At 75.2% G+C, this 24,204-nt stretch carries 26 protein-coding genes; 14 read left to right on the forward strand and 12 right to left on the reverse strand.

The genetic code is table 11. From position 1 onward, the window contains the following. Positions 1-14 precede the first annotated feature (14 nt). Both KPF22_RS13470 and KPF22_RS13475 read left to right on the forward strand, forming a co-directional pair. Positions 15-785 carry an enoyl-CoA hydratase-related protein gene (locus KPF22_RS13470; protein ID WP_224402240.1) on the forward strand — a complete coding sequence of 257 codons (771 nt, stop codon included), beginning with the start codon at positions 15-17 and terminating at the stop codon, positions 783-785. 42 nt (positions 786-827) lie between these two features. Next, complete coding sequence (locus tag KPF22_RS13475) at positions 828-1,319, forward strand: MarR family winged helix-turn-helix transcriptional regulator (protein ID WP_062395807.1); 492 nt, start codon at positions 828-830, stop codon at positions 1,317-1,319. 3 nt (positions 1,320-1,322) lie between these two features. Here the strand turns inward: KPF22_RS13475 and KPF22_RS13480 are convergent, their stop codons facing one another. Beyond that, positions 1,323-2,609 carry an acyl-CoA dehydrogenase family protein gene (locus KPF22_RS13480; RefSeq protein WP_224402241.1) on the reverse strand — a complete coding sequence of 429 codons (1,287 nt, stop codon included), beginning with the start codon at positions 2,607-2,609 and terminating at the stop codon, positions 1,323-1,325. 385 nt (positions 2,610-2,994) lie between these two features. Between KPF22_RS13480 and KPF22_RS13485 the strand changes: the two genes are divergently transcribed. Beyond that, positions 2,995-4,599 carry an AMP-binding protein gene (locus KPF22_RS13485; RefSeq protein WP_224402242.1) on the forward strand — a complete coding sequence of 535 codons (1,605 nt, stop codon included), beginning with the start codon at positions 2,995-2,997 and terminating at the stop codon, positions 4,597-4,599. An 18-nt stretch (positions 4,600-4,617) separates the two neighbouring features. Here the strand turns inward: KPF22_RS13485 and KPF22_RS13490 are convergent, their stop codons facing one another. The 4 genes from KPF22_RS13490 to KPF22_RS13505 all read right to left on the reverse strand — a co-directional run bounded on the left by KPF22_RS13490 (position 4,618) and on the right by KPF22_RS13505 (position 8,692). Then, positions 4,618-6,060: an MFS transporter gene (locus tag KPF22_RS13490; RefSeq protein ID WP_224402243.1), complete on the reverse strand. Its 1,443-nt coding sequence runs from the start codon at positions 6,058-6,060 to the stop codon at positions 4,618-4,620. 71 nt (positions 6,061-6,131) lie between these two features. After that, positions 6,132-6,716, reverse strand: a complete 585-nt coding sequence (locus tag KPF22_RS13495; protein ID WP_224402244.1) for a TetR/AcrR family transcriptional regulator — start codon at positions 6,714-6,716, stop codon at positions 6,132-6,134. Between the two features lie 77 nt (positions 6,717-6,793). Continuing rightward, positions 6,794-7,234: a tautomerase family protein gene (locus KPF22_RS13500; RefSeq protein ID WP_208819136.1), complete on the reverse strand. Its 441-nt coding sequence runs from the start codon at positions 7,232-7,234 to the stop codon at positions 6,794-6,796. Between the two features lie 129 nt (positions 7,235-7,363). Next, on the reverse strand, positions 7,364-8,692 hold the full coding sequence (locus KPF22_RS13505) for an Ig-like domain-containing protein (protein WP_224402245.1): 1,329 nt from the start codon (positions 8,690-8,692) through the stop codon (positions 7,364-7,366). 108 nt (positions 8,693-8,800) lie between these two features. Here KPF22_RS13505 and KPF22_RS13510 point away from each other — a divergent pair, with 108 nt between their 5' ends. From KPF22_RS13510 to KPF22_RS13535, 6 genes are all read left to right on the forward strand, one after another. Then, positions 8,801-10,000: a cysteine desulfurase-like protein gene (locus tag KPF22_RS13510; RefSeq protein ID WP_208819138.1), complete on the forward strand. Its 1,200-nt coding sequence runs from the start codon at positions 8,801-8,803 to the stop codon at positions 9,998-10,000. Positions 10,001-10,023: 23 nt separating this feature from the next. Further along, on the forward strand, positions 10,024-11,220 hold the full coding sequence (locus KPF22_RS13515; protein WP_224402246.1) for an ABC transporter substrate-binding protein: 1,197 nt from the start codon (positions 10,024-10,026) through the stop codon (positions 11,218-11,220). Beyond that, a complete protein-coding gene (locus KPF22_RS13520; RefSeq protein WP_224402247.1) occupies positions 11,217-12,338 on the forward strand; it encodes an iron ABC transporter permease in 1,122 nt (373 codons plus the stop codon). The genes KPF22_RS13515 and KPF22_RS13520 overlap by 4 nt, the downstream gene beginning before the upstream one ends. Next, positions 12,335-13,132 carry an ABC transporter ATP-binding protein gene (locus KPF22_RS13525; RefSeq protein ID WP_224402248.1) on the forward strand — a complete coding sequence of 266 codons (798 nt, stop codon included), beginning with the start codon at positions 12,335-12,337 and terminating at the stop codon, positions 13,130-13,132. Before KPF22_RS13520 ends, KPF22_RS13525 begins: the two co-directional genes overlap by 4 nt. A gap of 301 nt (positions 13,133-13,433) precedes the next feature. Next, a complete protein-coding gene (locus KPF22_RS13530; RefSeq protein WP_224402249.1) occupies positions 13,434-14,261 on the forward strand; it encodes a uridine kinase in 828 nt (275 codons plus the stop codon). Next, the gene (locus KPF22_RS13535) at positions 14,258-15,055 is read left to right on the forward strand and encodes a molybdenum storage protein subunit alpha (RefSeq protein ID WP_208819143.1); all 798 of its coding nucleotides are present in this window, start codon (positions 14,258-14,260) and stop codon (positions 15,053-15,055) included. The genes KPF22_RS13530 and KPF22_RS13535 overlap by 4 nt, the downstream gene beginning before the upstream one ends. Positions 15,056-15,136: 81 nt before the next feature. Here the strand turns inward: KPF22_RS13535 and KPF22_RS13540 are convergent, their stop codons facing one another. Continuing rightward, positions 15,137-15,796 (reverse strand): TVP38/TMEM64 family protein, encoded by a 660-nt coding sequence (locus tag KPF22_RS13540; protein WP_224402250.1) that lies wholly within the window; start codon positions 15,794-15,796, stop codon positions 15,137-15,139. A gap of 130 nt (positions 15,797-15,926) precedes the next feature. On the opposite strand from KPF22_RS13540, the gene KPF22_RS13545 reads away from it, so the two are divergent. Further along, entirely contained in the window at positions 15,927-16,322 is a 396-nt protein-coding gene (locus KPF22_RS13545) for a hypothetical protein (RefSeq protein WP_073574577.1), read from the forward strand. On the opposite strand, the gene KPF22_RS13550 is transcribed toward KPF22_RS13545, so the two are convergent. The 5 genes from KPF22_RS13550 to KPF22_RS13570 all read right to left on the reverse strand — a co-directional run bounded on the left by KPF22_RS13550 (position 16,285) and on the right by KPF22_RS13570 (position 19,921). Then, positions 16,285-16,626: a hypothetical protein gene (locus tag KPF22_RS13550; protein ID WP_208819145.1), complete on the reverse strand. Its 342-nt coding sequence runs from the start codon at positions 16,624-16,626 to the stop codon at positions 16,285-16,287. The genes KPF22_RS13545 and KPF22_RS13550 overlap by 38 nt on opposite strands. Positions 16,627-16,708: 82 nt before the next feature. Continuing rightward, positions 16,709-17,734 carry a DUF4185 domain-containing protein gene (locus KPF22_RS13555; protein ID WP_208819146.1) on the reverse strand — a complete coding sequence of 342 codons (1,026 nt, stop codon included), beginning with the start codon at positions 17,732-17,734 and terminating at the stop codon, positions 16,709-16,711. Positions 17,735-17,743: 9 nt separating this feature from the next. Then, complete coding sequence (locus tag KPF22_RS13560) at positions 17,744-18,487, reverse strand: enoyl-CoA hydratase/isomerase family protein (protein WP_208819147.1); 744 nt, start codon at positions 18,485-18,487, stop codon at positions 17,744-17,746. After that, positions 18,487-19,020 carry a hypothetical protein gene (locus KPF22_RS13565; protein ID WP_208819148.1) on the reverse strand — a complete coding sequence of 178 codons (534 nt, stop codon included), beginning with the start codon at positions 19,018-19,020 and terminating at the stop codon, positions 18,487-18,489. Before KPF22_RS13565 ends, KPF22_RS13560 begins: the two co-directional genes overlap by 1 nt. A 31-nt stretch (positions 19,021-19,051) precedes the next feature. Beyond that, complete coding sequence (locus KPF22_RS13570) at positions 19,052-19,921, reverse strand: alpha/beta fold hydrolase (protein ID WP_208819149.1); 870 nt, start codon at positions 19,919-19,921, stop codon at positions 19,052-19,054. Positions 19,922-20,013: 92 nt separating this feature from the next. Here KPF22_RS13570 and KPF22_RS13575 point away from each other — a divergent pair, with 92 nt between their 5' ends. The 4 genes from KPF22_RS13575 to KPF22_RS13590 all read left to right on the forward strand — a co-directional run bounded on the left by KPF22_RS13575 (position 20,014) and on the right by KPF22_RS13590 (position 23,075). Next, positions 20,014-20,544, forward strand: a complete 531-nt coding sequence (locus tag KPF22_RS13575; protein ID WP_224402251.1) for a hypothetical protein — start codon at positions 20,014-20,016, stop codon at positions 20,542-20,544. Positions 20,545-20,617: 73 nt separating this feature from the next. Continuing rightward, a complete protein-coding gene (locus KPF22_RS13580; RefSeq protein WP_208819151.1) occupies positions 20,618-21,910 on the forward strand; it encodes an MFS transporter in 1,293 nt (430 codons plus the stop codon). Between the two features lie 47 nt (positions 21,911-21,957). Next, the gene (locus tag KPF22_RS13585; protein ID WP_178373588.1) at positions 21,958-22,503 is read left to right on the forward strand and encodes a DUF4334 domain-containing protein; all 546 of its coding nucleotides are present in this window, start codon (positions 21,958-21,960) and stop codon (positions 22,501-22,503) included. Beyond that, the gene (locus tag KPF22_RS13590) at positions 22,500-23,075 is read left to right on the forward strand and encodes a TetR/AcrR family transcriptional regulator (protein ID WP_224402252.1); all 576 of its coding nucleotides are present in this window, start codon (positions 22,500-22,502) and stop codon (positions 23,073-23,075) included. The genes KPF22_RS13585 and KPF22_RS13590 overlap by 4 nt, the downstream gene beginning before the upstream one ends. A 13-nt stretch (positions 23,076-23,088) precedes the next feature. On the opposite strand, the gene KPF22_RS13595 is transcribed toward KPF22_RS13590, so the two are convergent. Further along, positions 23,089-24,141, reverse strand: coding sequence for a YncE family protein (locus KPF22_RS13595; protein WP_224402253.1), 1,053 nt, complete (start codon positions 24,139-24,141; stop codon positions 23,089-23,091). Positions 24,142-24,204: the final 63 nt, after the last annotated feature.

The raw sequence follows: 24,204 nt of genomic DNA on the forward strand, positions 1-24,204 counted from the left end.
CTACAGTCACGATCGTGACGGACGGCATGACGGGGACACGGGTGACCACCGAGCGGCACGGGCACGTGCTCCTGATCCGGATGACGCGGCCGGACAAGCGCAACGCCGTCGACGCGGCGATGACGGCGGGGCTCGACGAGGCGCTCAACACCCTCGACGACGACCCGGACCTGTGGTGCGGTGTGCTCGCCGGGGACGCGACGGCGTTCAGCGCGGGCACCGACCTGGCGGCGGGCTCCGGCGGGCCGACGCCGCGCGGCGGCAACTACGGCGTCGTCCGGCGCGACCGGCGGCGCCCGCTGATCGCCGCCGTCGAGGGCGTCGCCTACGGCGGCGGGTTCGAGATCGTGCTGGCCTGCGACATGGTCGTCGCGTCGACGACGGCGCGGTTCGGGCTGCCCGAGGTCGCCCGCGGCCTGGTCGCGAACTGCGGGGCGCTGTTCCGGGCGCCGCGGCCGCTGCCGCTCAACATCGCCAAGCAGCTGCTGGTCACCGGGCGACCGCTGGACGCCGAGCGCGCGTACACCCTGGGTCTGGTCTCCGAGCTCGTCGAGCCGGGCGGGGCGGAGGCCGCGGCGCTCGCGCTCGCGGCCGCGGTGTGCGAGAACTCGCCGCTGGCGGTGTCGGTGTCGCTGCGCGCGCTGGAACGTGTGGTGTCCGAGCCGGACGAGCGCGGCTGGAACGCCACCGAGATCGCCTCGGCGGCGATCGACCGGTCCGCGGACAGGACCGAGGGGATCGCGGCCTTCCTGGAGAAGCGCCCGCCGCGCTGGACGGGGCGCTGACCCGCGCCCGGTGTGTCGCCGCACGCGACTACGCTCGTCGGCATGCCTGCCCGGACGCGACGTGAGGACCTGGTCGCGCTGCTCCAGGACTACGCGGGCGAGGCCGAGCTGCTCGGCCAGGAGTTCGCCGGGCGGCACCGGCTGCACCCCACCGACCTGCACGCGCTGCTCGCGGTGATGCGCGCGGACTCCGCGGGCGAACCGTTGACCCCGGGCGTCCTCGGTGCCCGGCTCGGGCTGTCCACGGGTGCGACGACCGCGCTCGTCGACCGCCTGGAGCGCGCGGGCCACGTGCGCCGCAGCCGCGAGTCCACCGACCGGCGGCGGGTGACCCTGCGCCAGGCCGAGAACGCCGCCGAGGTCGGCGGGGCGTTCTTCGGCCCGCTCGGCGCCCGGATGGACGCCGTGCTCGCCGGCTTCGACGACGACGAGCTCGCCGCCGCGGCCCGCTTCCTCACCGCGATGAACGCGCTGGTCGCGGACTACCGTGCCGACCTCGCCGCCGGGCCGGCGCAGAAGTCCACGCCGGCCTGAGGATCAGGCGTTCGCCGCCGCGGTGTCCAGGTACTCCGCGAACTTCCGGCGCGCGGCCTCGGTGCGGGTCGGGACGTGCTCGGTGGGGATCTCCACCGGGGTGTAGCCGCGCAGGATGCGCCGCGCGACGGACTCCTTGTGCACCTCGTCGGGGCCGTCGTAGATGCGCGCGGCACGGGCCGCCCGGTACATCTGCTCCAGCGGCAGATCCCCGGAGAAGCCCAGCGAGCCGTGCACCTGGATCGCGCGGTCGATCACGTCGTGCAGCACCCTCGCGCCCCAGTACTTGATCATCCCGATCTCGATCCGGGCGTTCGAGGCGCCGACCTGGTCCATCGTCCACGCCGCGTGCAGGGTCAGCAGCCGCGCCGCGGCCATGTCCGCAGCGGACTGCGCGATCATGTCCTGCACCATCTGCTTGTCGGCGAGCCGCGTGCCGCTCGCCGTCCGCGACACCGCGCGCTCGCACAGCATGTCGAACGCCCGCCGGGACTGGCCCAGCCAGCGCATCGCGTGGTGGATGCGCCCCGGGCCGAGCCGCTGCTGGGCGAGCCTGAAGCCGTCGCCGGGGTTGCCGACCAGGTTCGTCGCCGGCACCCGGACGTCGCGGTAGAACACCTCGGCGTGGCCGCCGTAGATCTCGCCGCCGACGTCGGGGTGGTCCATCACCGGGATGTCGCGGGCCACGTCGACCCCCGGGGTGTCGGTCGGGACGACGATCATCGAGGCACGCTGGTACGGGGGCGCGTCCGGGTCGGTCACCACCATCGCGATCAGGAAGTCCGAGCCGGTGGCGTTCGAGGAGAACCACTTGTGGCCGTTGATGACGTAGTCGTCGCCGTCGCGCACGGCCCGGGTGGACAGCATCGTCGGGTCCGCACCGGCGCCGGGCTCGGTCATCGAGAAGCAGGACCGCAGCTCACCGCGCAGCAGCGGGTGCATCCAGCGTTCCTTCTGCTCCGGCGACCCGCCGATCGCGAGCAGCTCGGCGTTGCCCGAGTCGGGGGCCTGGTTGCCGAACACCCCCGGCGCGTAGCGGCACTGGCCGAGGATCTCGTGCATCAGCCCGAGGGAGACCTGGCCGAACCCGCCGCCACCGAGCTCCGGGGGCAGGTGCGCGGCCCACAGGCCCTGCTCCCTGACCTGCTCCTTGAGCGGGGCGGTGATCCGGGCGAAGGTCTCCCGGTCCAGGTCGAGGGTCTCGAGCGGGATGATCTCGTCGCGGACGAAGCCGCGCATCCACTTCAGCTTCTCCTCGAACTCCGGATCGGTGCTGAAGTCCCACGCCATCGCGTCCGCCTCCCGACGAGCCTCGTTGCCACTGCGAACGTAACCCAGCCCGCCACGACGTGGACAGGGCCGCCGCCGAGCCGGTGGTCGACGGGGCCGGTGGTCGGTGGCCGGCCGAACCGGTGATCGGCGATGCGCGCGCAGATCCGCGGCCCGCGCGCGTCCGGACGCACGCGCGGAGCGGATCACCGCGCGGACTGCGGATCACCGCGCGGACAACGGATCACGCGCGGGCTCGCGATCACGCTGCGGGCGGGACCACCGGGCGGGCGGGATCACCGGGCGGGCGGGATCACCGTGCGGGCGGGACCACCGTGCGCGGACGGCGGGTCACCGGGCGGACGGGGCGATTGCGTGCCCGGGCGCCGGCGGGGAGGCTCGGGGGATGACCGACGAGGCTCCCGTCCCCGTCCACCCGGCGGGTGTCCCGGCCGACCTGGTGGACCTGTCCTACGAGCCGCTGACCCCCACCGCGTTCCTCGACCGGGCCGCGGCGGCGCACGGCGACCGGGTCGCGGTCGTCGACGGCGACCTGCGGTTCACCTACACCGAGTTCCGCGACCGCTGCCGACGGCTGGCGGGCTCGCTCGCCGCGCTGCACGACGGGCGCCCGGTCGCGGTCCTCGTGCCGAACACCCACGTCGGGCTGGAGGCGGCGCACGCGGTCCCGTGGTCGGGGACGGCGCTGGTCGCGGTCAACACCCGGCTCTCGGCGGGCGAGGTCGCCTACATCCTGGAGCACTCCCACGCCTCGGTGCTGGTGGCCGACCCGGTGTTCGACGACCTCGTCGCCGAGGTCGTCGCCCGCCTCGACGCCCCGCCGCACACGGTGCGGGTCGGCCCGGACTACGAGCGCCTCGTCGAGGAGGGGGAGCCCACCGCCGTGCGGCCCGCCGACGAGCGCGGCCTGCTGTCGATCAACTACACGTCCGGGACCACCGGGAACCCGAAGGGCGTGATGTACCACCACCGGGGCGCCTACCTGCAGGCGCTCGCGATGGTCGGCCACACCGGGCTGACCGCGTCGTCGGTGCACCTGTGGACGCTGCCGATGTTCCACTGCAACGGCTGGTGCTTCCCCTGGGCGGTCACCGCGGCCGCCGCCACCCACGTCTGCCTGCCGAAGGTCGAGCCGGCCCGGATCTGGGAGCTCGTGCGCGACCAGGGCGTCACCCACCTCAACGGCGCCCCCACGGTGCTGTCGATGATCGCCTACGCGCCGGAGGCCGGGCCGGTGGAGACCCCGGTGGCCGTCGCGACCGGGGGAGCGCCGCCGAGCCCGGCGATCCTGCGCCGGATGGCCGAGCTCGGGTTCGAGGTGACCCACCTCTACGGGCTCACCGAGACCTTCGGCCCGGCGATGATCTGCGACTGGCGTCCGGAGTGGAACGACCTCGACGCCGACGCCCGGGCCCGGATGAAGGCCCGCCAGGGCGTCGGGAACATGATCGCCTGCGCGGTCCGGGTGATCGACGACGACGGCGCCGACGTCCCCGCCGACGGGGAGACGACCGGCCAGATCGCGTTGCGCGGCAACAACGTGATGCTCGGCTACCTCGACGACGAGCAGGCCACCCGCGACGCCGCGCCGGACGGCTGGTTCCGGACCGGCGACATCGGCGTCATGCACCCCGACGGCTACGTCGAGCTCCGTGACCGCTCGAAGGACGTGATCATCTCCGGTGGGGAGAACATCGCCAGCGTCGAGGTGGAACAGGCCATCGCCGACCACCCGGCCGTGCTGGAGGTCGCGGTGATCGCCGTCCCCGACGAGCGGTGGGGCGAGGTCCCGGCCGCGTGGGTGACCCTGCGCGAGGGCGCGAGCGCCACCGAGGACGAGATCGTCGAGCACGTGCGCGGGCGGCTGGCCCGGTTCAAGGCCCCCCAGCGGGTCACCTTCGCCGAGCTGCCGAAGACCTCCACCGGGAAGATCCAGAAGTTCGTGCTGCGCGACGAGGCGTGGGCCGGGCAGGAGCGCCGGATCCGGTGACCGGGCGGCGGTGACCTGTCAGGGTGCGCCGGCGCCCTCCGCGCCCGGGCGTACCGGCGCGAGGCCGGTGTCCCCGCCGTCGACGACCGGCGCCGGCCGCCGTTCGGCCACGGCGAGCACGAGCGCCAGCAGCGCGGCGACGCCGGCCGACCCCGCCAGGAGGACCCACCCGGCCCGGACCGCGCCGAACTCCGACGGCAGACCGGTGGTGTGCGCGCCGATCACCGAGACGAGCAGGGCGACCCCCAGCACCGACCCGACCTGTCGGGCGGTGTTGATCAGCGACGACCCCGAGCCCCACTGCGGGGCGGGCAGGGCGGAACCGACCACGGAGGAGAGCGTGGGCAGGATCAGCCCGACGCCGAGCCCGGTGAGCAGCTGGCCGGGGAGCATGCCGACGGCGTAGTCGGGGGTGAGGCCGAGGTGGGCCAGCCACCAGAGGGGCCCGGCCGCGAAGGACAGGGCGCCGAGCGCCGCCGTCGGACCGACCCCGATCCGCGCCGAGAGCCGCCCGGCGAGCCGCGAGACGACCACCACGACCATCGGCCCCGGCGCGAGCGCCAGGCCCGCGGCCTGCGCCGTCCAGCCCCAGGTGCCGGTCAGGTAGAGGACGTTCACCACGAGCATGCCGGCGAAACCGCAGGTGAACGCCACCATCGTCAGCGCGGCGAACCCCACGGACGGCACCCGGACGACCGCGAGGTCCAGGGCCGGGACCGCGTGCCGCCGCGACCGCACGACGACGGCGACCAGACCGAGGACCGCGACCCCGGCGGCGGCGAGCACCTCGGTGGAGAGCCAGCCCCGGTCGGGGACGCGGACCAGGGCCCAGGCGAGCGCGCCGATGCCCACGACCAGTGCGAGGGCGCCGAGCAGGTCGGGCATCCCGGTGCGCTCGAGGTCGGACTCGCGCAGCGCCCGCGCCCCGGCCACCAGCGCCACGAGCCCCACCGGGACGTTGACCAGGAACACCCAGTGCCACGACGCCTGCACGAGCAGCCCGCCCAGGGGAGGTCCCAGTGCCGCGGCGACGGCGCCGATCGAGGCCCAGGCGCCGACGGCCCGGCTGCGGCGCTCGGGCGGGTGGGCGGTGAGCAGCAGCGACAGCGAGGTCGGCATGACGAGGGCCGCGCCCACCGCCTGCACCGTCCGTGCGGCGACCAGCGACCACACGCTCGGTGCCCCCGCGCAGGCGGCCGACGCGAGCGTGAACACGGCGAGGCCGACCAGGAAGATCCGCTTGTGGCCGACGCGGTCGGCCAGCCGCCCGGCGAGGGCGAGGAACGCCGCGAACACCACCGTGTAGCCGTTGAGGATCCACGACATCTGCCCGAGGTCGGTGCCCGGGAACGCGGCACGGATGTCGGGGAAGGCGATGTTGACGATGAACAGGTCGAGGCTGGACAGGAACGCCGCCGCCGACGTGATGAGCAGGACGACACCGGGTCTGGGGGCGGGCATGGTCGTCCTCTCGGTGCGGACCGATCGGTCCGGGGTGACGTGCGGACAGCGCGGGGTGGTGCGACGGGCGGTCAGGCGCCGACGAGGCGGCGGGTGAGCGCCACGGCGGCGTCGGCGCCACGCCGGACGTCGGCCGCGTCGCGGTGGGCGGCCTGCATGAACAGCCCGTCGGTGATCAGGCAGAGCTCGCCGGTGAGCCGGTCGGGGTCGTCGGCCCCGAGCTCGCCGACGAGCCGCTCGACGACCGCCCGGACGTCGGCCAGGTGCCCGCGGGCGACCGCGGCGGGGGCGTCCCCGGCGGTGCCGTCGTCGGGGAACTCGACGAGGTAGTTCCGGAAGGCGCAGCCCCGGGAGCCCGTGCGGGTCACCAGGTCCCCGATCTCGGCGACGAGGGCCACCAGCCGTGCGCGCGGGTCGTCGCCCGCGGCGTCGAGGGCCCGGCGGATCGCGTCCGACCGGCGCTCGCGGACCCGGGTCAGGTAGCCGGCGACCAGGTCGTCCTTGGTCGTGAAGTGCTGGTAGAGCAGGTTCTTCCCGGTGCCCGCCTCGGCGATGATCCGGTTCATCCCGATCGCGCGGACCCCGTGCGCGTAGAACAGCCGCGACGCGGTGGTGAGGATGCGCTCCCGGGTGCCCGGGGCGGGGGTGCGAGCCATCCGTCGATGGTAACGGACCGATCGGTCCGGGTGTGCCGTCGTGCCGGGGCCTGCCGGCCCCGCTCCGGGTGTCGGCATCAGGGGCGGGCCGCGGCGACGTCGTCGTAGGGGACCGGTGCGCCGCGCTCGGCCCACAGGCGCTCGCCCGGGGTCCCGGGACCCGGTGGGCGCATCCCCTGGATGAGCCAGAGGTCGCGGGAGGTCTCGTCGACGTGGAGCTCCCAGTCCAGGGAGCGCTCGGCCATGAAGGGGGTCAGGAGGTCGCCGACCCGCCCGATCAGGCGGTCGCGCGCGGACGCGTCGGGCAGGGTCCGGGCGATGTGGTCCACCTGGATCCGGACGAACCGCTCCCGGGGGGCTCCGCCGATGAACAGCGCGCCGGGCTCGGCCGCCTGGAACACCACGCCGACATAGAACGACGGCAGCATGGAGTAGATCCCCGTGATGCCCTCGGCCAGGGTCCGGCGGTCGTCGGGGCGGAGGCAGTCCGCGCTGTGGTGAACGGTCCAGAGGGGCATGGGGACGCCTTCCGTCGGTGCCGGGTCGGGGTCGACCATAGCGGACCGATCGGTCCCGGACCAAACGGTCCGGTTCGGTGCGGAGGCGGTCCCGGCAGGTGGTCCACCGGGAGACCGGGGGAGGGGCGGTCAGGACAGCGCGCTCAGCGAGCGCCACTCGTCCCAGGGGATCGTCCAGTCGTAGAGGTCGCCGTCGCGGGCGGTCAGCGGCTGCGAGCTGCCGGTCACCTCGACCGGGTCGCCGAACACGGCGCCCGCGAAGAACTCCTTCGCGTCACGGGTGGACAGGTTGATGCAGCCGTGGCTGACGTTGCGGTTGCCCTGCGCCCACGACGACGCGGGGTTGGCGTGGATGAACTCGCCGTTGTTGGAGATCCGGACCGCCCAGAACTGGGGCTCGTCGACGTAGCCGTAGTCGGGGTTGCTCATCAGCACCTTCTCCGACTTGGCCATGACCACGTGGATGCCGGAGCGGGTCACCCGGCGCGGGTCGGACTCCAGGCCGTAGGAGGCGTCGTAGCGGGCGACCTCCCTGCCGTCGCGGACGACGACGATCGCGTGGCTGCGGGTGTCGGCCTTCACGATCTGGCTGCGTCCCACGGTGAAGGTCCGGTCCAGGTCCTTCGTCATGAAGGTGCCGTCGCCCAGGTCGAGGCCGCGCAGCGCGCCCCGCACGTGGACCTGCGTGTGCGCGGGCCAGTAGGCCTTCGGGCGGTAGTGCACCCGCGAGCCCTCGGCGGTGTCGGGCAGCCACGCCCAGGCGCCCTCGACCTTCCGTGACGCGGTGACGCGCAGCTCCCGCTCGACGGTGGCCTTCGCGGCGTCGGGGAGCCTCTCGCCGAAGGTGAGCACGACCGGGGCGCCGATGCCGACCTCGCCGCCGTCGCGGATGTTCATGGTTGCGTCGACGGTGTCGTCGGGGTCGACGGTGGTGAACGGGGCCGGGGGCACCGGGCGCCGGTCCTGCGGGCCCACCACCCAGCTGCCCGACCAGTGGTAGGTGGTGGCGAGGTCCAGCGGCTCGGTGGCGGTCCAGCTGCGGCCGTCGGGGGACAGGGTGCCCGCGACGGTGACCGGCCCGTCGTCGGAGTCGGCGGTGAGCGCGACGCCGTCGAGGGTCCCGGTGCTGACCTCGGTGCGGACCGGGCTGCGCGGGGCGACCGGGGCACCGCCGGCCGGGACGCTGGTGAGGACCTCGGGGACGGGGGGTGCGGGCGGCACGGCCGGGGCCGGACGGAGGCGGTCGACGGCTCCGGCGAGGTTGCGGGCCAGCGAGTCCACGCCGCCGCCGACGGTGCCGCCGATCCGGCCCCCCGCCATCGCGGCGGTCCCGCCCGCGAGGAGGACGACCAGTGCGACCAGCGAGGTCGCGAGCACCGCCCAGGTGCGGCGGTGCACGGACCGTCGCCGCCGGCGTGGGGTGTGGCGCCCGCGCGAGCGCTCCCAGGACCTCGACATGCCGAGGATGATGGCCCGCGTGTCACCCACACGGGCGGTACGACACCCCGACGACATGTGATCGTTGCCCGGGCGCGTCCGGTGCGCCGACGTGACAGGGTTCCGGCCATGAGCTACGACGTCGCCGCCGTCCGCAGCCGTTTCCCCGCCCTGCGCGCCGGGATCGCCCACTTCGACGGGCCCGGCGGCTCCCAGGTCCCCGACTCCGTCGCCGGGGCGGTGGCCGCCGCCATGACCTCTCCGCTGGCCAACCGCGGGACGGTCACCAGCGGTGAGCGCGCCGCCGACGCGATCGTGCTCGGCGCCCGCGCCGCGACGGCCGACCTGCTCGGCGCGGACCCGCGCGGGATCGTGTTCGGGCGCAGCATGACCGCGCTGACCTTCGACCTCGCCCGCACGCTGGCCGCGACCTGGTCGCCGGGCGACGAGATCGTCGTGTCCCGCCTCGACCACGACGCGAACATCCGCCCCTGGGTGACCGCCGCGCAGGCGGCCGGGGTGACGGTCCGGTGGCTCGACTTCGACCCCGCCACCACCGAGCTCGACGACGTGACGCCGCTGCTGTCCGACCGCACCCGGCTCGTCGCGGTGACCGGGGCGTCGAACCTGGTCGGGACCCGCCCCGACCTGCCCGCGATCGCCGCAGCCGTGCACGCCGCCGGGGCGCTGCTCATGGTCGACGGCGTGCACCTGACCGCCCACGCCCCGATCGACGTCGCCGCGGTCGGCGCCGACTTCTACGCCTGCTCGCCCTACAAGTTCCTCGGCCCGCACTGCGGGGTGCTCGCCGCCGACCCGGCGCTGCTGGAGACCCTGCACCCGGCGAAGCTGGCACCGTCGAGCGACGCGGTGCCCGAGCGCTTCGAGCTCGGCACCCTGCCCTACGAGCTGCTCGCCGGGACCACCGCCGCCGTCGAGTTCCTCGCCGCCCTGGACCCGTCGGCGACCGGGGACCGCCGGGCGCGGCTGCAGGCGTCGATGGCCGCGGTGGAGGAGCACGAGCGGCCGCTGCGCGAGCGCATCGAGACCCACCTCGCCGCCCTGCCCGGGGTCACGGTGCGCTCCCGGGCGGCCCGGCGGACCCCGACCCTGCTGGTGACCTTCGACGACCGCGACGCCGCCGACGCCTACCGGCACCTGGCGCAGCGACGGATCGCGGCGCCCGCCTCGTCGTTCTACGCCCTCGAGTGCTCGCGGCGGCTCGGCCTGGGGGACACCGGATCCCTGCGGATCGGGCTGGCCTGCTACACCGACGAGACCGACGTCGACCGGCTCCTGGACGGGCTCTCCGACTTCGTCGGGGCCTGACCCACATATGTGAGACTGTTCAGGTGACGCGTCCTCGGTGGGCCCTCGCGGCCCTGCTCGCACTGTCCCTCGTCGCCGGGTGCTCGGCACCCGCCGCGGCACCGCAGGCCCCCGGCGGGACCGGCGCGGCGGCACAGGACTGCGTGCCCGGCGCCGCATCCGCTCCGGACGACACGGTCGCCTTCGGCCACGCCACCAACGTCACGATCACCGGCGGCGACGGCTACCGGGTCCTGACCGTCCGCACGCCCTTCCCGGGTGGGCAGCCGCAGTTGGTCGTGCTCGTGGGCTGCGGACAGGGCGACCCGGCGCTGCCCGCGGCGCTCGCCGGGGCCCCGGTGGTGCACACCCCGGTGAGCGGGATCTTCGCCGGCTCGACCACCCAGCTACCGATGATCACCGAACTGGGTGGGCTCGACCGGATCACCGGCGTCGGCGGGGCCGCGCTGGTCACCGACCCGGCCGTGCGCGGTCGCGTCGAGTCCGGTGCCGCCGTCGACTTCGCGCCGAACTCCACGATCGACGCCGAGGCCGTCGTCGCCGCCGCGCCGCCGGTCGTGCTGTCGGCGGGGACCGACGACCCGGCCTTCCCGGCGCTGGCCGCCGCCGGGATCCCGGTGGTCGGCTGGGCGGACTACCTGGAGACCGGCCCGCTCGGCCAGGCCGAGTGGATCAAGGTCGTCGGTGCGCTGACCGGGCAGGACGCCCGCGCCGCAGAGGTCTTCGACGGCATCGCGGGCCGCTACACCGACCTCGCCGGTCGCGTGCGCGGCCTGCCGCCGACCCCGATCGTCGCCGGGCAGCCCTACCAGGGCACCTGGAACGTCCCGGCCGCCGAGTCGACCGCGGGCATCCTGTTCCGCGACGCCGGCGCCACCTGGCTGGGCGCCGGGATGCCCGGCACCGGCACCCAGGCGCAGTCGCTGGAGCGGGTGCTGGCCGACGACGGCGACGCCCGCATCTGGCTCGCCGACGGCCCGTTCGCCACGACCGCCGACGTCGCGACGCTCGACCCGCGGCTGTCCTCGCTCGCCGCGGCCCGCCCCGGCGGGCAGCTGTGGACCCGCGACAGGGCCACCACCGCCGACGGCGGCAACGCCCTCTACGAGCGCGGCGCGCTCCACCAGGACGAGATCCTCGCCGACCTCGTCGCGATCCTGCACCCGCAGGCCCTGCCCGGGCACGCGTTCACCTACTACCGGCAGGTGCCCGCCGGATGAGGCCGGCCGCGCCGGCGTCGCCCGCTCCGGCGACCCGGGTCCCGGACCGGGCCGGACAGCGCTCGGGACGCCGGGCGCCGCTGGTCCTGGCGCTGCTCGCCGCCGGTGTCGTCGTGCTGTTCGCCCTGGCCGTCTCGACCGGGTCGGTGGTGATCGGGCTCGACCGGACGCTGTCGGCGCTGCTCGGCATCGGCACCGCCGACGCCCGGCTCGACCTGCTCGTCACCGACCTGCGGGTCCCGCGGGCGGTGACCGCGGCGGCCGTCGGCGTCGGGCTGGGCACCGCGGGGCTGCTCACCCAGACCCTGTTCCGCAACCCGCTGGCCGAGCCCTACGTACTCGGGGTCAGCGCCGGGGCCGGGCTGGGCGTCGCGCTGGTGACCACGCTCGGCGCGGCCGCGGGGACCGCCGCGTTCGCCACCGGCGGGCTCGGCGCCGCACCGGTCGTCGGGGGGCGGCTCACGACGGTCGTGGCCGCGGCGGTCGGTGCCGCCGCCGTGCTCGCGCTGGTGCTGGCACTGTCGCGGTTCGCCCGGTCGGTCACCGCACTGCTCGTGATCGGCGTGATGCTGGGGTCGGCGGTCACCTCGGTGGTCAGCCTGCTGCTGGTCTGGACCGACCCGCGCACCGCGCAGCAGTACCTGATGTGGGGCCTCGGCTCGGTGTCCGGAGTCGGCCGCGGCGAGCTGCCGGTCCTCGGCGGGATCGTCGCGGCCGGGCTGCTGGCGGTGATCCTGCTGGCCAAGCCGCTCGACGGGCTGTTGCTCGGCGACGACTACGCCCGCACCGCCGGTGTCGACGTCGCCCGGGTGCGGCTGGTCGTGCTGCTCGTCGCCGCCGTACTGGCCGGGACGGTCACCGCGTTCTGCGGACCGATCGGGTTCCTCGGCATCGCCGTGCCGCACCTCGCCCGGATGGCGGTCGGCACCTCGCGGCACCGGGTGCTCGTCCCGGCCACCGCCCTGACCGGTGCGCTGGTCGGGCTGGCCTGCGCGGTCGTCGCGAACCCGCCGGGGCTGGGCACGGTGATCCCGCTGAACGTGGTGACCTCGCTGGTCGGGGCACCGGTCGTGATCACGGTGCTCCTGCGCTCCCGACGCCTGGGCGCGGCCTGGTGAGCGCCGGGCTGGTGCTGTCCGGGCTCGACGTCGGGCACGCCGAGGGCGGGACGCTGCGCCGCGGCCGGGTGCGCCCGGTGCTGTCCGGGGTGGACGCCGTCGCCGCACGGGGCGAGCTGACCGTGCTGCTCGGGGCGAACGGCGCTGGCAAGTCCACCTTGCTGCGGACCCTCGCCGGGCTGCTGCCCGCGCTGGGCGGCACGGTCGCCCTCGACGGCACCGACCTGCTCGGGCTGCGCGCACCGGAGCGGGCCCGCCGGGTCGGGGTGGTGCTGACCGACCGGCCGGACCCGGGGCAGCTGACCGGCCGCGACGTCGTCGAGCTGGGGCGGCTGCCGCACACCGGCGCCACCGGCGTGCTCACCGCCGACGACGAGGCCGCCGTCGACGCCGCGATCGACGCGGTCCGCGCCGGGCCGCTGGCCGGACGCCCGCTGGCCCGGATGTCCGACGGCGAGCGGCAGCGGATGATGGTCGCCCGCGCACTGGCCCAGCAGCCCTCGCTGCTGCTGCTCGACGAGCCGAGCGCGTTCCTCGACGTCTCCTCCCGGGTTGCGCTGCTCGGGACGCTGCGCCGGCTGGCGGGGGAGCAGGACCTCGCGGTGCTGTTGTCCACCCACGACCTGGAGCCGGCACTGCGTCTGGCGGACCGGGCCTGGCTGCTCGACGGCGCGGGCGCGCTGCACACGGGGACGCCCGGTGAGCTGGCAGCCTCCGGGGCGGTGGGGGCGGCGTTCGACACCGACGAGCTGGCCTTCGACGCGCCCACCGGCACCTTCCGCCTCCGCGCCTGAGACCCCCGCACCGGACCCGCGGCGCTGCACGTGGTGGGGGTGCGGGGGCTGAGTGCGGGGGGCGGAGCTGCGGGACGGGGCGCCGGACAGTGGCATGGATCACCCGGAACGCGTCGCGATCAGCGGATGCGGGCCGGTCGTGCACGACCGGCCGCGCCGACGGCGCGGCGCCCGGGCCCGGTGCCGCAGCCCGGTCGGGGTGTCCGTGGCGTCGTCGGGCACGACGCGACCCGGAGTCGCTAGGTTCGCGCTGGACCGCGCCGCCCGTCCGGGTGCGCGCACCGGAACACGAGGAGATGCGATGACGCACGCCGCGAGCGCGGCCGAGCTCGAGTCGCTGCTGCTGACCCGGTCGCTCGACGACCCGGAGCTCGCCGCGGCCACCGAGCGGACCCCCGACACCCGGGTCCTGCCCGACGTGTCCGTGGTCAAGGTCGGCGGCCAGAGCTTCATGGACCGCGGCCGCGAGGCGGTGTTCCCGCTGGTCGAGGAGCTGCTGGAGGCCCGGTCCACGCACCGGCTGCTGATCGGCACCGGCGGCGGCACCCGGGCCCGGCACGCGTACTCCGTGGCCGCGGAGCTCGGCCTGCCCACCGGTGTGCTCAGCTCGGTCGGCAGCGCCGTCGCCGGGCAGAACGCCACCATGCTCGGCTACCTGATGGCCCGGCACGGGGTGCCGGTCGTCGCCGGGGGCGGGTTCGACGCGCTGCCGCTGTCGCTGTCCGAGGTCCGCGCGGCGATCTTCGCCGGCATGCCGCCGTACGCGATGTGGCAGCCGCTGCCCGACGAGGGCGTCATCCCGCCCTACCGCACCGACGCCGGCTGCTACCTGGTCGCCGAGACCTACGGCTGCAAGAACATGATCTTCGTCAAGGACGAGGACGGTCTCTACACCGCGAACCCGAAGAACGACCCGTCGGCGACCCTGATCCCCGAGATCACCGTCGACGAGCTCATCGAGCGGGACCTGCCCGACCTGATCGTCGAGCGCCCGGTGCTGGAGCTCATGCGGCACGCGACGCACGTCCGCTCGATCCAGATCGTCAACGGCCTCAAGCCCGGCAACCTCACCCGCGCGCTCGCCGGCGAGCACGTGGGCACGATCATCACCGCGGGAGACGCCCGATGAGCACCACCCACCCCAAGGACGTCGAGTCCCCGCTGGCCCGCCAGACCCTGCTCGACCGCGAGCAGGTCCGCCCCGTCGACCAGCAGCAGCCGGTCATCCGGATGCTGCCCCGCCTGCGCGTGGTCGTGCTCGGCGGCCGCTCGATCGTCGACCGCGGCCGCGACGTGCTGCTGCCGCTCGTCGAGGAGCTGCGCGCCGCGATCTCCGGGGACCCGCTGCTGATCGCCACCGGTGCCGGGATCCGTGCCCGGCACGCGCTCGGCGTCGGCCTCGACCTGGGCCTGCCGACCGGTGCGCTCGCCGAGATCGCCGGCCGTGAGGCCGAGCAGAACGGGCACCTGGTCGCCGCGCTGCTCGCCGAGCAGGGCGTCGCCTACCTCGGGCACGACACCGTCGCCCACCAGCTGCCGGTGCACCTGGCCGCGTCGAACGCCGCCGTCACCAACGGCTATCCGCCCTACGGCGTGCACGAGCTGCCGACGGCGGCCGGGAAGATCCCGGCGCACCGCACCGACACCGGCGCGCTGCTGCTGGCCGACGCGTGGGGCGCGGCCTCGCTGACCTACGTCCGCGACGTCGGCGGCGTGCTCGACGGGGACACCGTGCTCCGCGAGGCGTCCGCGGCCGACCTGCTCGCCGACGCCGCCCGGACCCTGCCGATCGACCGGGAGGCGCTGCGCACGCTGCAGCGCGCCCGGCACGTCCGGTCGGTGCAGATCATCGACGGGACCGTCGCCGGGAACCTGACGAAGGCCCTCGCCGGGGAGCACGTGGGGACCGTCGTCTCGGCCTGACCCCGGGACCGATCGGTACCTCGGCGCGGTCGGAGCAGGTTCGGGCAGCGCCGAGGTACCGATCGACGAGGGGGCGTCCGCTCAGCCCACCGGGACCGGAGGGGTCGGGGGAGCGGCGCGGCGTCGGCGCCGACCCGCGACGAGTGCGGCGCCCGTCAGCAGCACCAGCCCGGCGACGGCCGCCACGAACGGCACCGAGGCCGGGTCCCCGCCGTAGGCGCCGATCGTCACGAACGCCACGGCCGAGGGCGCCACCCCGAGCACCGACCCGGCCAGGTAGTCGCGCAGCCGGATCGCGGTCAGCCCGCAGGCGTAGCTGAGCACCGGGAACGGGATCACCGGCAGCAGCCTGCCCCCGGCGACGGCCCACAGCCCGCCCCGGCGCAGCCGCGCGTCGAGACGGCGGATGCGGGCGCTGCCGATCCCGGCGACGACCTCGCGGCCCAGCGTCCGCGACAGCACGAAGCCGATCAGCGAGCCCACGGCGACGGCGGTCATCGTCGTCGCCAGGCCGACGGGCAGGCCGAACAGGACCCCGGCGGCGATGCCCATCACGGTCGCGGGCGCCGGGACCAGGGTGAACCCGACGAACAGCAGGGTGAACAGGACCGGTGCCGCCCAGCCCGCGGACGCCGTCGTCGCACGGACGCCCTCGACCGTCGGCCAACCGGTGACCAGCAGTACCGCGGAGCCCGCGGCCACCAGCGTCACCAGCAGCACGGGCCGCCACCATCGGGCCACCGTCGACCACCTCCACCCGGGTCTACGAGTACGGGTACCCGCGGGGTTCGGGTGAGCACCGGCACGGACCGGTGAACGGCGACCGGTGCGCGGCGGACGACGGTGTCCGGTGTGACACAGTCTCGGCCTGATGAGACGTCCGGCGCGCACCCGCACCCTGCTGGGGTGGATCGCCGTCGCGTTCGTCGGGGCGTGGATCGTCGGGACCGTCACGCTGATCGCGGCGGCGGGGGAGCGCGGTGCCGACGACCGGGCCGCGCTTTACGAGCGGGGCGAGGCCGCGCTGCGGACCCCCGACGGTGGCGGCGCCCGGCTGCACGAGCTGCTGCTCGACGCCCCGGACCGTGGTTTCGTCGACGACTACGTCGAACGCCTGCAGGCGGCCGGGTCGCCGGCCGTGCTGCCCACCGGGCCGGACCGGGTCGAGGTGCGCTCGGGACCGGTGCTGGTGACGCTGTCGGTCACCGAGGAGGCGGGCCGCTGGTACTTCAGCCTCCTGCCGCCCGGGGAGCGGGAACCGGGCTGACCGACGGGCGCCACCACGGCGTCCGCGACCGGGGCGCCGGCCCGGGGCCGGCCGCGACGACGACACCGGGGAACCCGGTCAGCAACCGCGGCACCGCGCGGCGCAGCCGTCGCACGGCGGCGGCGCCGTCGACGTCGTCGAGGCGCGCCTGCAGGAACAGGCCGCCCTCGTGCCGCGCGGTCCGCACCCGGGACAGCTCGGGCAGCGTCCGCGCCAGCACGCGCAGCTCCTCGGCGGTGAGGGGACAGCCACCGACGACCACCGTCGCGGTGAAGGGGCGCGTCCCGTCGTGCTCCGAGCTCATGGAGTCCCCTACGAGCGGAGCCCCTGTCCGGATGCGGTCACGGCCGGGAGATACCCACTTCTCATGACACCGGGGCCTGGGGTTACTCCGTCCGCAGCAGCTCCGTGACGTCCGTCCGGAACTGCATCGCCCGGTAGGGCCAGTTGGTCGTGGTGTTCCACTGGCTGACGACCAGGTGCAGGTCGTCGAGCGTCGAGCCGGGGACGACGTAGCCGCCGTAGAGCTGTGCGACGCGGCCGGTGGCGTGGTCCTCGTCGTCCCAGCCGCAGCCGGAGAGCACCGTGGTCCGCGGGGCGCGGTGCAGGTCCGCGTTCGGGCGGTCCAGCAGCAGTGTGTCGATCCGGTAGTTCCCGGCGTCGAAGACGGTGAGCAGCAGGTGCTCGCGACCGTCCGGGCCGGGCACCCGGCGCAGGTTGAGCTCGCCGAACGCGCCGGGGAGGGTCAGCGTCGGCGGGTTGCCCCAGTCCCAGCGCTCCCCGGCGAAGCCCCACGGCTCCCACGCGTCGCGGTCGGTGATCCGGTCGGCGGGCACCCGGTGCAGCAGCAGGCCGTCGCGGCGCTGGAAGCCGGTGGTGTAGGCGTAGACGTAGCCGTCGCCGCCGTCGCACCAGGTCAGCTGCTGGAACAGGCCGTCGTGGTGGTCGCCGGGCCAGTCGCAGCCGGTCCGCTGCCAGGTGACGCCGTTGTCGCGGGAGGCGATGATCTCGCTCCACAGCACGTTGCCGAGGCCCTTGTTGGCCATGACGTGCAGGTACATCGTGTCGCCGACGGTGATGACGTCGGCCGGCAGGATCGTGGTGACGCGCCGGTGCAGCCGGAACCAGTTCGTCGCCGGCTTGCTGACCAGGCGGCAGGCGTAGTCGGCCGCATCGCCGCCGGAGCCGGTCCAGCGCAGGCCGCCGCGGACGTCGTCGGGGTCGGCGAACAGGACGACCGGGGAGCGCCAGCCGGGCCCGCCGACACCGGCCCGGTCGAACGTGTCGCCGAAGACGGCGACCAGGCGTCCGTCCGGGGCGGTGGCGAGGATGCCGAGGTCGGTGCCGCCGATCCCGAACCGGTCGGTGTACCCGGGCCCGGTCAGGTCGGCGATCTTGGTCGTGACGGCCATGGCGCGACCCTACGGGCGGTACCGCGCGATCGCGTCGCGGGTCGCGGGCAGCGCGAACACCTCCGCGAAGGTGTCGACGCTCGCCTCCACCGAGCCGGTGATGCCCTGCTCGCGCCAGGTCTCGAGCAGCTCCTTCTGCGCGGACAGGACCTCGCGGGTCGGGGCGAGCAGCGTCGCGACGAGGTCGTCGACGGCGGCGTCGAGCCCGGCGGGGGAGTCGACGAGCCGGTTCACCAGCGGCGCCGTCCCGGGCTCGTCGACCCGGTGCACGCTGCCGGTCAGGACCATCTCCTGGGCGAGCGCGGCACCGACGTAGCGGGGCAGCAGCGCCGCGTCGACCACCGACGGGATCCCGAGGCGCACCTCGGGCAGCCCCACCCGCACCCCGGCGTGGGCGACGCGCAGGTCGCAGGCCAGCGCCAGCTCGAACGCCGCACCGAGGCAGGCGCCGTTCAGCCGGGCGATCGTCGGCACCGGTGCGGTGCGCACCGCGCGCAGGCAGGTCGCGAGCCGGGTGATGATCGCGCGACCGTCGCCGGGGGCGGCGTCGCGGAACACGTCGAGGTGCATCCCGGCGCCGAACGCGCGGTCCCCGGCCCCGGTGACCACCACGACCCGCACCCGGTCCGGGAGGTCGGTGACGGCCCCGGTGATCGCGTCGACGTCGTCGAGGTGCAGTGCGTTGGCGGCCTCGGGACGGTCCAGGGTGACCGTCCGGACCGCGCCGTCGTCGTGCACCCGCGGGGTCCCCATCAGTGCACCGTCCACGGCGGCGGGGCGGCGCGTGGGGGGCGTCGCCGCAGCACCAGGACCAGCACCAGCAGCACGATCGCGCCGACGCCGGCCGCGACCGTCGTCAGGATCGCCAGGATCAGCGGGGCGATCCCGGCCGCGGCGACGACCAGCGCGACCCCGATCCCGCGTGCCCCCGGCGCGGCGGACAGCGTGAAGACGCCCGGCTCGTCGACCTCGAACGACCCGATCAGGAAGCCGGAGCGGGCACCGACGGAGTAGGTCTCGTCCATCGTCGCCGGGACCAGCGGCACCGGGCCGGACGGGCCGGTCACCGTCGGGAGCGCGTCGGCGGAGCCGTAGCCGCTGCGGGTCTCCAGGTACACCCAGCGGGTCCCGGGCCCGGTGACCGCGACGGGACCGCCGGTGGTCGCGGGGACGGCGACGTCCGCGGGCAGCCCGGCCCAGCGCACCCAGGACAGCAGCGCCAGGAGCGCCAGCACCGCGACCGCCGCTCCGCCGATCCACCGCCATCCCCGGACCACGACGATCATCGGACCACAGCGGCGGCCGCGACGACAGGTCCTACCGGGCGGCCGCCGCGGCCACCGCGTCGGCGAACACCTGCGGCGCCTCGACCGGGACGAAGTGCCCGACGCCGTCGACGGGGGTGACGGTCACGTCGGTGAAGAACTCCCCGACCCGGTCGGACCAGTCGCGCGGGAACAGCGGGTCGTGCTCGGGCCACAGGAACGTCGTCGGGACGGTGACGCGGTCGGCCGGGTCGGGTGCGGTCTCGGCGAGCGAGCGGGCCACCGCGCCGCCGCCGGAGCGGTACCAGTTGATCGACGCGACGAACGCGCCCGGCGCCCCGTACGCGACGGCGAGGTGGTCGAGGCGCTCGTCGTCGGGGGTGAACTCCGGGCCGGACCAGTGCGACCAGAAGTGGCGCAGGTACGCGCGGGCGGCACGGGCGTCGCCGTCGACGAGCTCGCGGGCCAGGTCGAGCTGGTGGAAGGACTGGTACCAGAACTCGCGCACGGGCCGCTCCGCGAGGATCCGCCGCCCGACCCCCGGCGCGGGCGGGGTGACCACGAGCGCGCGCAGCAGGTCGGGCCGGTCCTTCGCGACCTGCTGGCCGACGCGGCTGCCGACGTCGTAGCCGGCGACGACCACGTCGGACAGGTCCAGCTCGCCCAGCAGCGCCGTCAGCGAGCGCGCCTGCGCGGCCGCCGAGTACTGCTCGGCCGGGTCGCGGTCGTGGGAGTCGGACCCGCCGAACCCGCGCAGGTCCGGCACGACGACGTCGTGCGCGGGGGCCAGCCGCTCGGCGACGGCGGTCATGTCCGTCCGGTCGCCCGGCCAGCCGTGCAGCAGCAGGACCGGCGGGGCGCCGGGCTCGCCGTGGCGGTCGTAGGCCAGTCGGAAGCCGTCGGTGGCGGCGGACAGGGGCATCGCGGGGACCCTCCGGGATCGTGGGACGGGCGGCTCGGTGTACCGAGAAATGATGATGGGGTGCCCGGGTCGCGACGGCGATACTCGCGCGTGTGAGTGAGCGCCGGAACCCCGACGTCGAGGTCGACTGGGACGACCCGGAGACCCCCACCCCGGGCTGGATGGGGTTCCTGCTGGCGCTGTGGCTGCTGCTCGCGCTCGCGTGCGGGTGGTCCGCCGTCGGCGACCTGCGCCTGGCCACCGGCTCGGTCGGCACGCCCGGGGTCCTGGAGGTCACCGACTGCACCGACCTGGGGGAGGGCCGCTACGACTGCAACGGCCTGTTCCTCCCCGACGCCGGCGGTGCCCCGATCGCCGTCGACGCCTCGCCGGACTCGTCGGCCGGGGAAATCGTCGCGGCGCAGCTGACCCCTGCCGGTGACCGAGCGGTGCCCACCGGGACGACCGGGGTGCTCGCCGCACTGACCCTGCCGTTCCTCGGCGTCGCCCTGCTCGGCTACCTGCCCTGGACGACGGCGGTGGTGCTCGGCACCCGCCGCGGCCGCCGCGGGCTCGCCGTCCTCGGGCACGTGGTGACGCTCGTCTTCGGGACCGCGACGATCGTCGGCCTGGCCCTCTCCTGACCAGTCCGGTCGATTTGTCGGGCTGTAACGGTTACCGTTCGCCGACCGTTCGGCCGACACGTCAGGGGGAACCGTGTCCCAGGCACCCACCACCGGAACGACGGAGCGTCACCGTCTCCCGGTCCGGACGCTCGTCGCGGCGTCCATCGGCAACGCGGTCGAGTGGTACGACTGGACCATCTACGCGACGTTCTCGATCTACTTCGCGACGCAGATCTTCCCGCCCGAGAACGCGGCGCTGGCCCTCATCTCGACGCTCGCGACCTACGCGCTCGCCTTCTTCTTCCGGCCGCTGGGCGGTCTGCTGCTGGGCCGGTTCGCCGACCTCAAGGGCCGCCGCACCGCGATGCTGGTGACCATCCTGCTGATGGCGGGCGGGTCGTTCGTCATCGGCCTGCTGCCGACGTTCGCGATGATCGGCTGGTTCGCGCCGGTGCTGCTCCTGCTCGCGCGCATCGCGCAGGGCATGTCGCTGGGCGGCGAGGTCTCCAACGCCTCGGCCTACCTCGCCGAGATCGCCCCGCGCGAGCGGCGCGGGCGCTACTCGTCGTTCTTCTACATCTCCACCGGCACCGCGGTGCTGTTCGCCTCCCTCACCGGCTTCGTGCTGGCCGCGACGCTGACCGAGGACCAGCTGGCCTCCTGGGGCTGGCGGATCCCGTTCCTGCTCGGCGGGGTGCTCGGGATCATCGGGCTCTGGATGCGGCGCCAGATGAGCGAGACCGAGCAGTTCGAGGAGAACAAGGAGTCCGCGGCCCGGATCCGCAACCCGCTGATGCTGACCCTGCGTGAGCACCCGAAGGCGGTCGCGCAGCTCGTCGGCTTCACGATCCTGCACACGCTCTGCTACTACACGTTCTTCTCCGCGCTGACCCCGTTCGCGACCCGCTCCCGCGGCGCCGACGCGACGGAGGTGTTCCTCGCGCTGTCGATCGCCACGGCGATCTTCGTGCTCCTGCAGTACCCGATGGGGGCCGCCGCCGACCGGTACGGCCGCAAGCCGCAGATGCTGGTCTGGTCCGCGGCCACCGCGGTGCTCGTCGTGCCGCTGTCGTTCCTGATCGGGCCCGGCTTCTGGAACATGTTCGTCGTGTTCGTCGTCGGGCTGGGTCTCTACACGGCGATGACCTCGGTCGCGCCGGCGATCATGAGCGAGCTGTTCCCGACCAAGGTCCGCGCCCTGGGCATCGGCGCCTGGTACAACCTGACCGTCGCCGTGTTCGGCGGGACCGCACCGCTGGTCATCGCCTCGCTGCAGGAGGCGGACCTGGCGATCCTGTTCTTCGTCTACGTCGCCGTCGGGGCGGTGATCTCCTTCGTCGCGGTGCTGACCCTGCCGGAGACGAAGGGCTCCGCCCTGCGCTGACCGGGTACGCTCCATCGAAACGATGCCGTTTCGATGGAGAGCTCGCGATGACCAGCACCGCACCGGCCGACACGCTGCGCCACCTCGCGCACGGCGCCACGCTCGAGGAGGGCCTCGGGTTCTTCGACGCGCTGCCCGCCGTCGGGGTCGAGGAGATGCTGGGCGACTGGTCCGGTGGCGAGATCCCCACCGGCAACCCGATGGACGGGCTGCTGGGGCGCTTCGGCTGGCACGGCAAGCGGTTCGACGGCGTCGACGACGTCCACCCGCTCGTCATGGACCACCCCCGCGGCGGCCGGTTCTCGCTCAACCCCGCCCTGGTCCCGCTGCCCGCGCTGCTGCGCCACCCGGCCGCGCTGCGCAACGCGACCCTGGCGCGGATCGCCCGCACCGCCGGCCCCGCGCTCGCCACCCGGGCCCCGAAGGCGCGGCTGCGCACCACCGAGTACCGCGGGGTCGCCAGCGCCACCATGTGCTACGACGACCTGCCGATCCACGACGTCTTCCGGCGCGTCGACGACGCCACCGTCCTCGGTGCCATGGACATGCGCGGCCTCACCCACCCGTTCCTGTTCTTCCTGCGTCGCGAATGACCAGCCGCTTCCCGGACGAGCGCCGCCGGGAGGTGCTCGCCGCGACCCGTGACCTCGTCGCGCAACGCGGCTACTCCTCGACCACGGTCGAGGCCGTCGCCGCGGCGACCCGCACCAGCAAGGCCACGCTCTACCGGCAGTGGGGCGACAAGGCCGCCCTCGTGGTGGAGGCCGTCTCGGCGGGCAGCCCGCTCGCGATCGACCGGATCGACACCGGGTCGCTGGCCGGGGACCTCGCCGCGGTCGTCGACCAGCTGGCCGCGCGGGCCGCGGTCGACGTGCCGATCGTGCTGGGGCTGGCCGGGGCCGGGCAGTGCGACCCCGCCCTGCCGGCCGCGTTGTCCTCACGGCTGCTGCCGCAGGTCGAGGCGCTGCGCGCGGTGGTGGCGCGTGCCGTCGCCCGCGGGGAGCTGGCGGCCGACCCACCCGCCGCCCGGCACCTGCCCTACCTGCTGGCGGGCGCGGTGGTGGCGCCGACGCTGCTCGACGGGCCGGCCGCCGTCGCCGACGCCGGGTACCTGCGGTCGGTCTGCGACGACGTGCTGCTGCCGGCCCTCGGGGCCCGCGCGTGAGCTCCGGGCGCTCCTAGGCGGGCCCGTCGACGACCTGCACGACACCGTCGGCGGTGCCGGTGACGAACAGGCGTCCGGTGTCCGGGTCGACCGCGACCGTGTTCGGCTGGCGCACGGTGGGGATCCGGGCGACCTCCCGCGGCGTCGGGTCGGTCATGTCGTAGCCGACGAGCAGGTTCGCCCCGGTCGCGGTGACCCACACGCGGTCCCGGACCGGGTCGTAGGCGATCCCGTAGGGCTCGCCGGGCAGGTCCACCCGTCCGACCTCGGCCGGGGTGCCCGCCGGGTCGAAGACGATCAGGTGCCCGCCCCGGGTGTCGGTCGCGATCATGCGGCCGTGCCGGTCGGCGACCAGGTGGGTCGGGCCGTCGCCGGCCGGGAGCTCGCGGATGCCGTCGCCGGTGGCGGCGTCGTAGACGGTGAGGGTGTTCTCGCGGACGTCGATCAGCCCGACCCGGTCGCCGACGGGGGCGAGCCCGGCGGGCTGGGTGACGTCGGTCAGCTGGCGCACCACCCGGTCCCCGCGGACCACGGACACGCTGCCACCCGCCTCGTTGGCGACGAATACGGTCCCGGCCGCCGTCCCGGTCGCGTCGTGCGCCATCGGGCCGGTCATCACCTCCGGCGACACCCGGCCATCGGGCAGCGAGACGCGCAGCAGGCCGTTCGCGCTCTCGCTCGGGACCAGGACCGGCCCGCCCGGCCCGGCGAGCTGCAGGTGGCGCAGCACGCCCGGCAGCGGCACCCGCCCGACGACGGCGGCGGAGTCGGCGTCGAGCAGCACGAGCCGGTCGGGCTGCCGCACCCCGACCGCGACGCGGCGCGTCGGCCCGTCGGCGACGATGCCCTCCGGGACGGCGCCGACGGGCACGATCCGGCCGGGTGGGGCGGCCGTCACCGCCGGGGCGGCGCCCGGCTCGGCCGGTGGCGGCAGCGGCTCGGCGAACCGGGCGGGGGTGCCCGCCCGCCCGGGGGCGGCCGGGCCGTCGGGCGGCGCGGCGCAGCCCACCGCGAGCAGGGCCAGGGCCAGGACGGCCGCCCGCTGCATGCGTTTCCCTGTCGCCATGGGGTCCAGCATCACGCCCCGGCCGGATGCCCGCGCGTCGGCCGAGGAGTGCGCCTGCCTGTT

Origin of the sequence: Pseudonocardia sp. ICBG1034, assembly GCF_020131375.1 — a bacterium.
In the GTDB taxonomy this organism is placed as follows: Bacteria; Actinomycetota; Actinomycetes; order Mycobacteriales; family Pseudonocardiaceae; genus Pseudonocardia; species Pseudonocardia alni.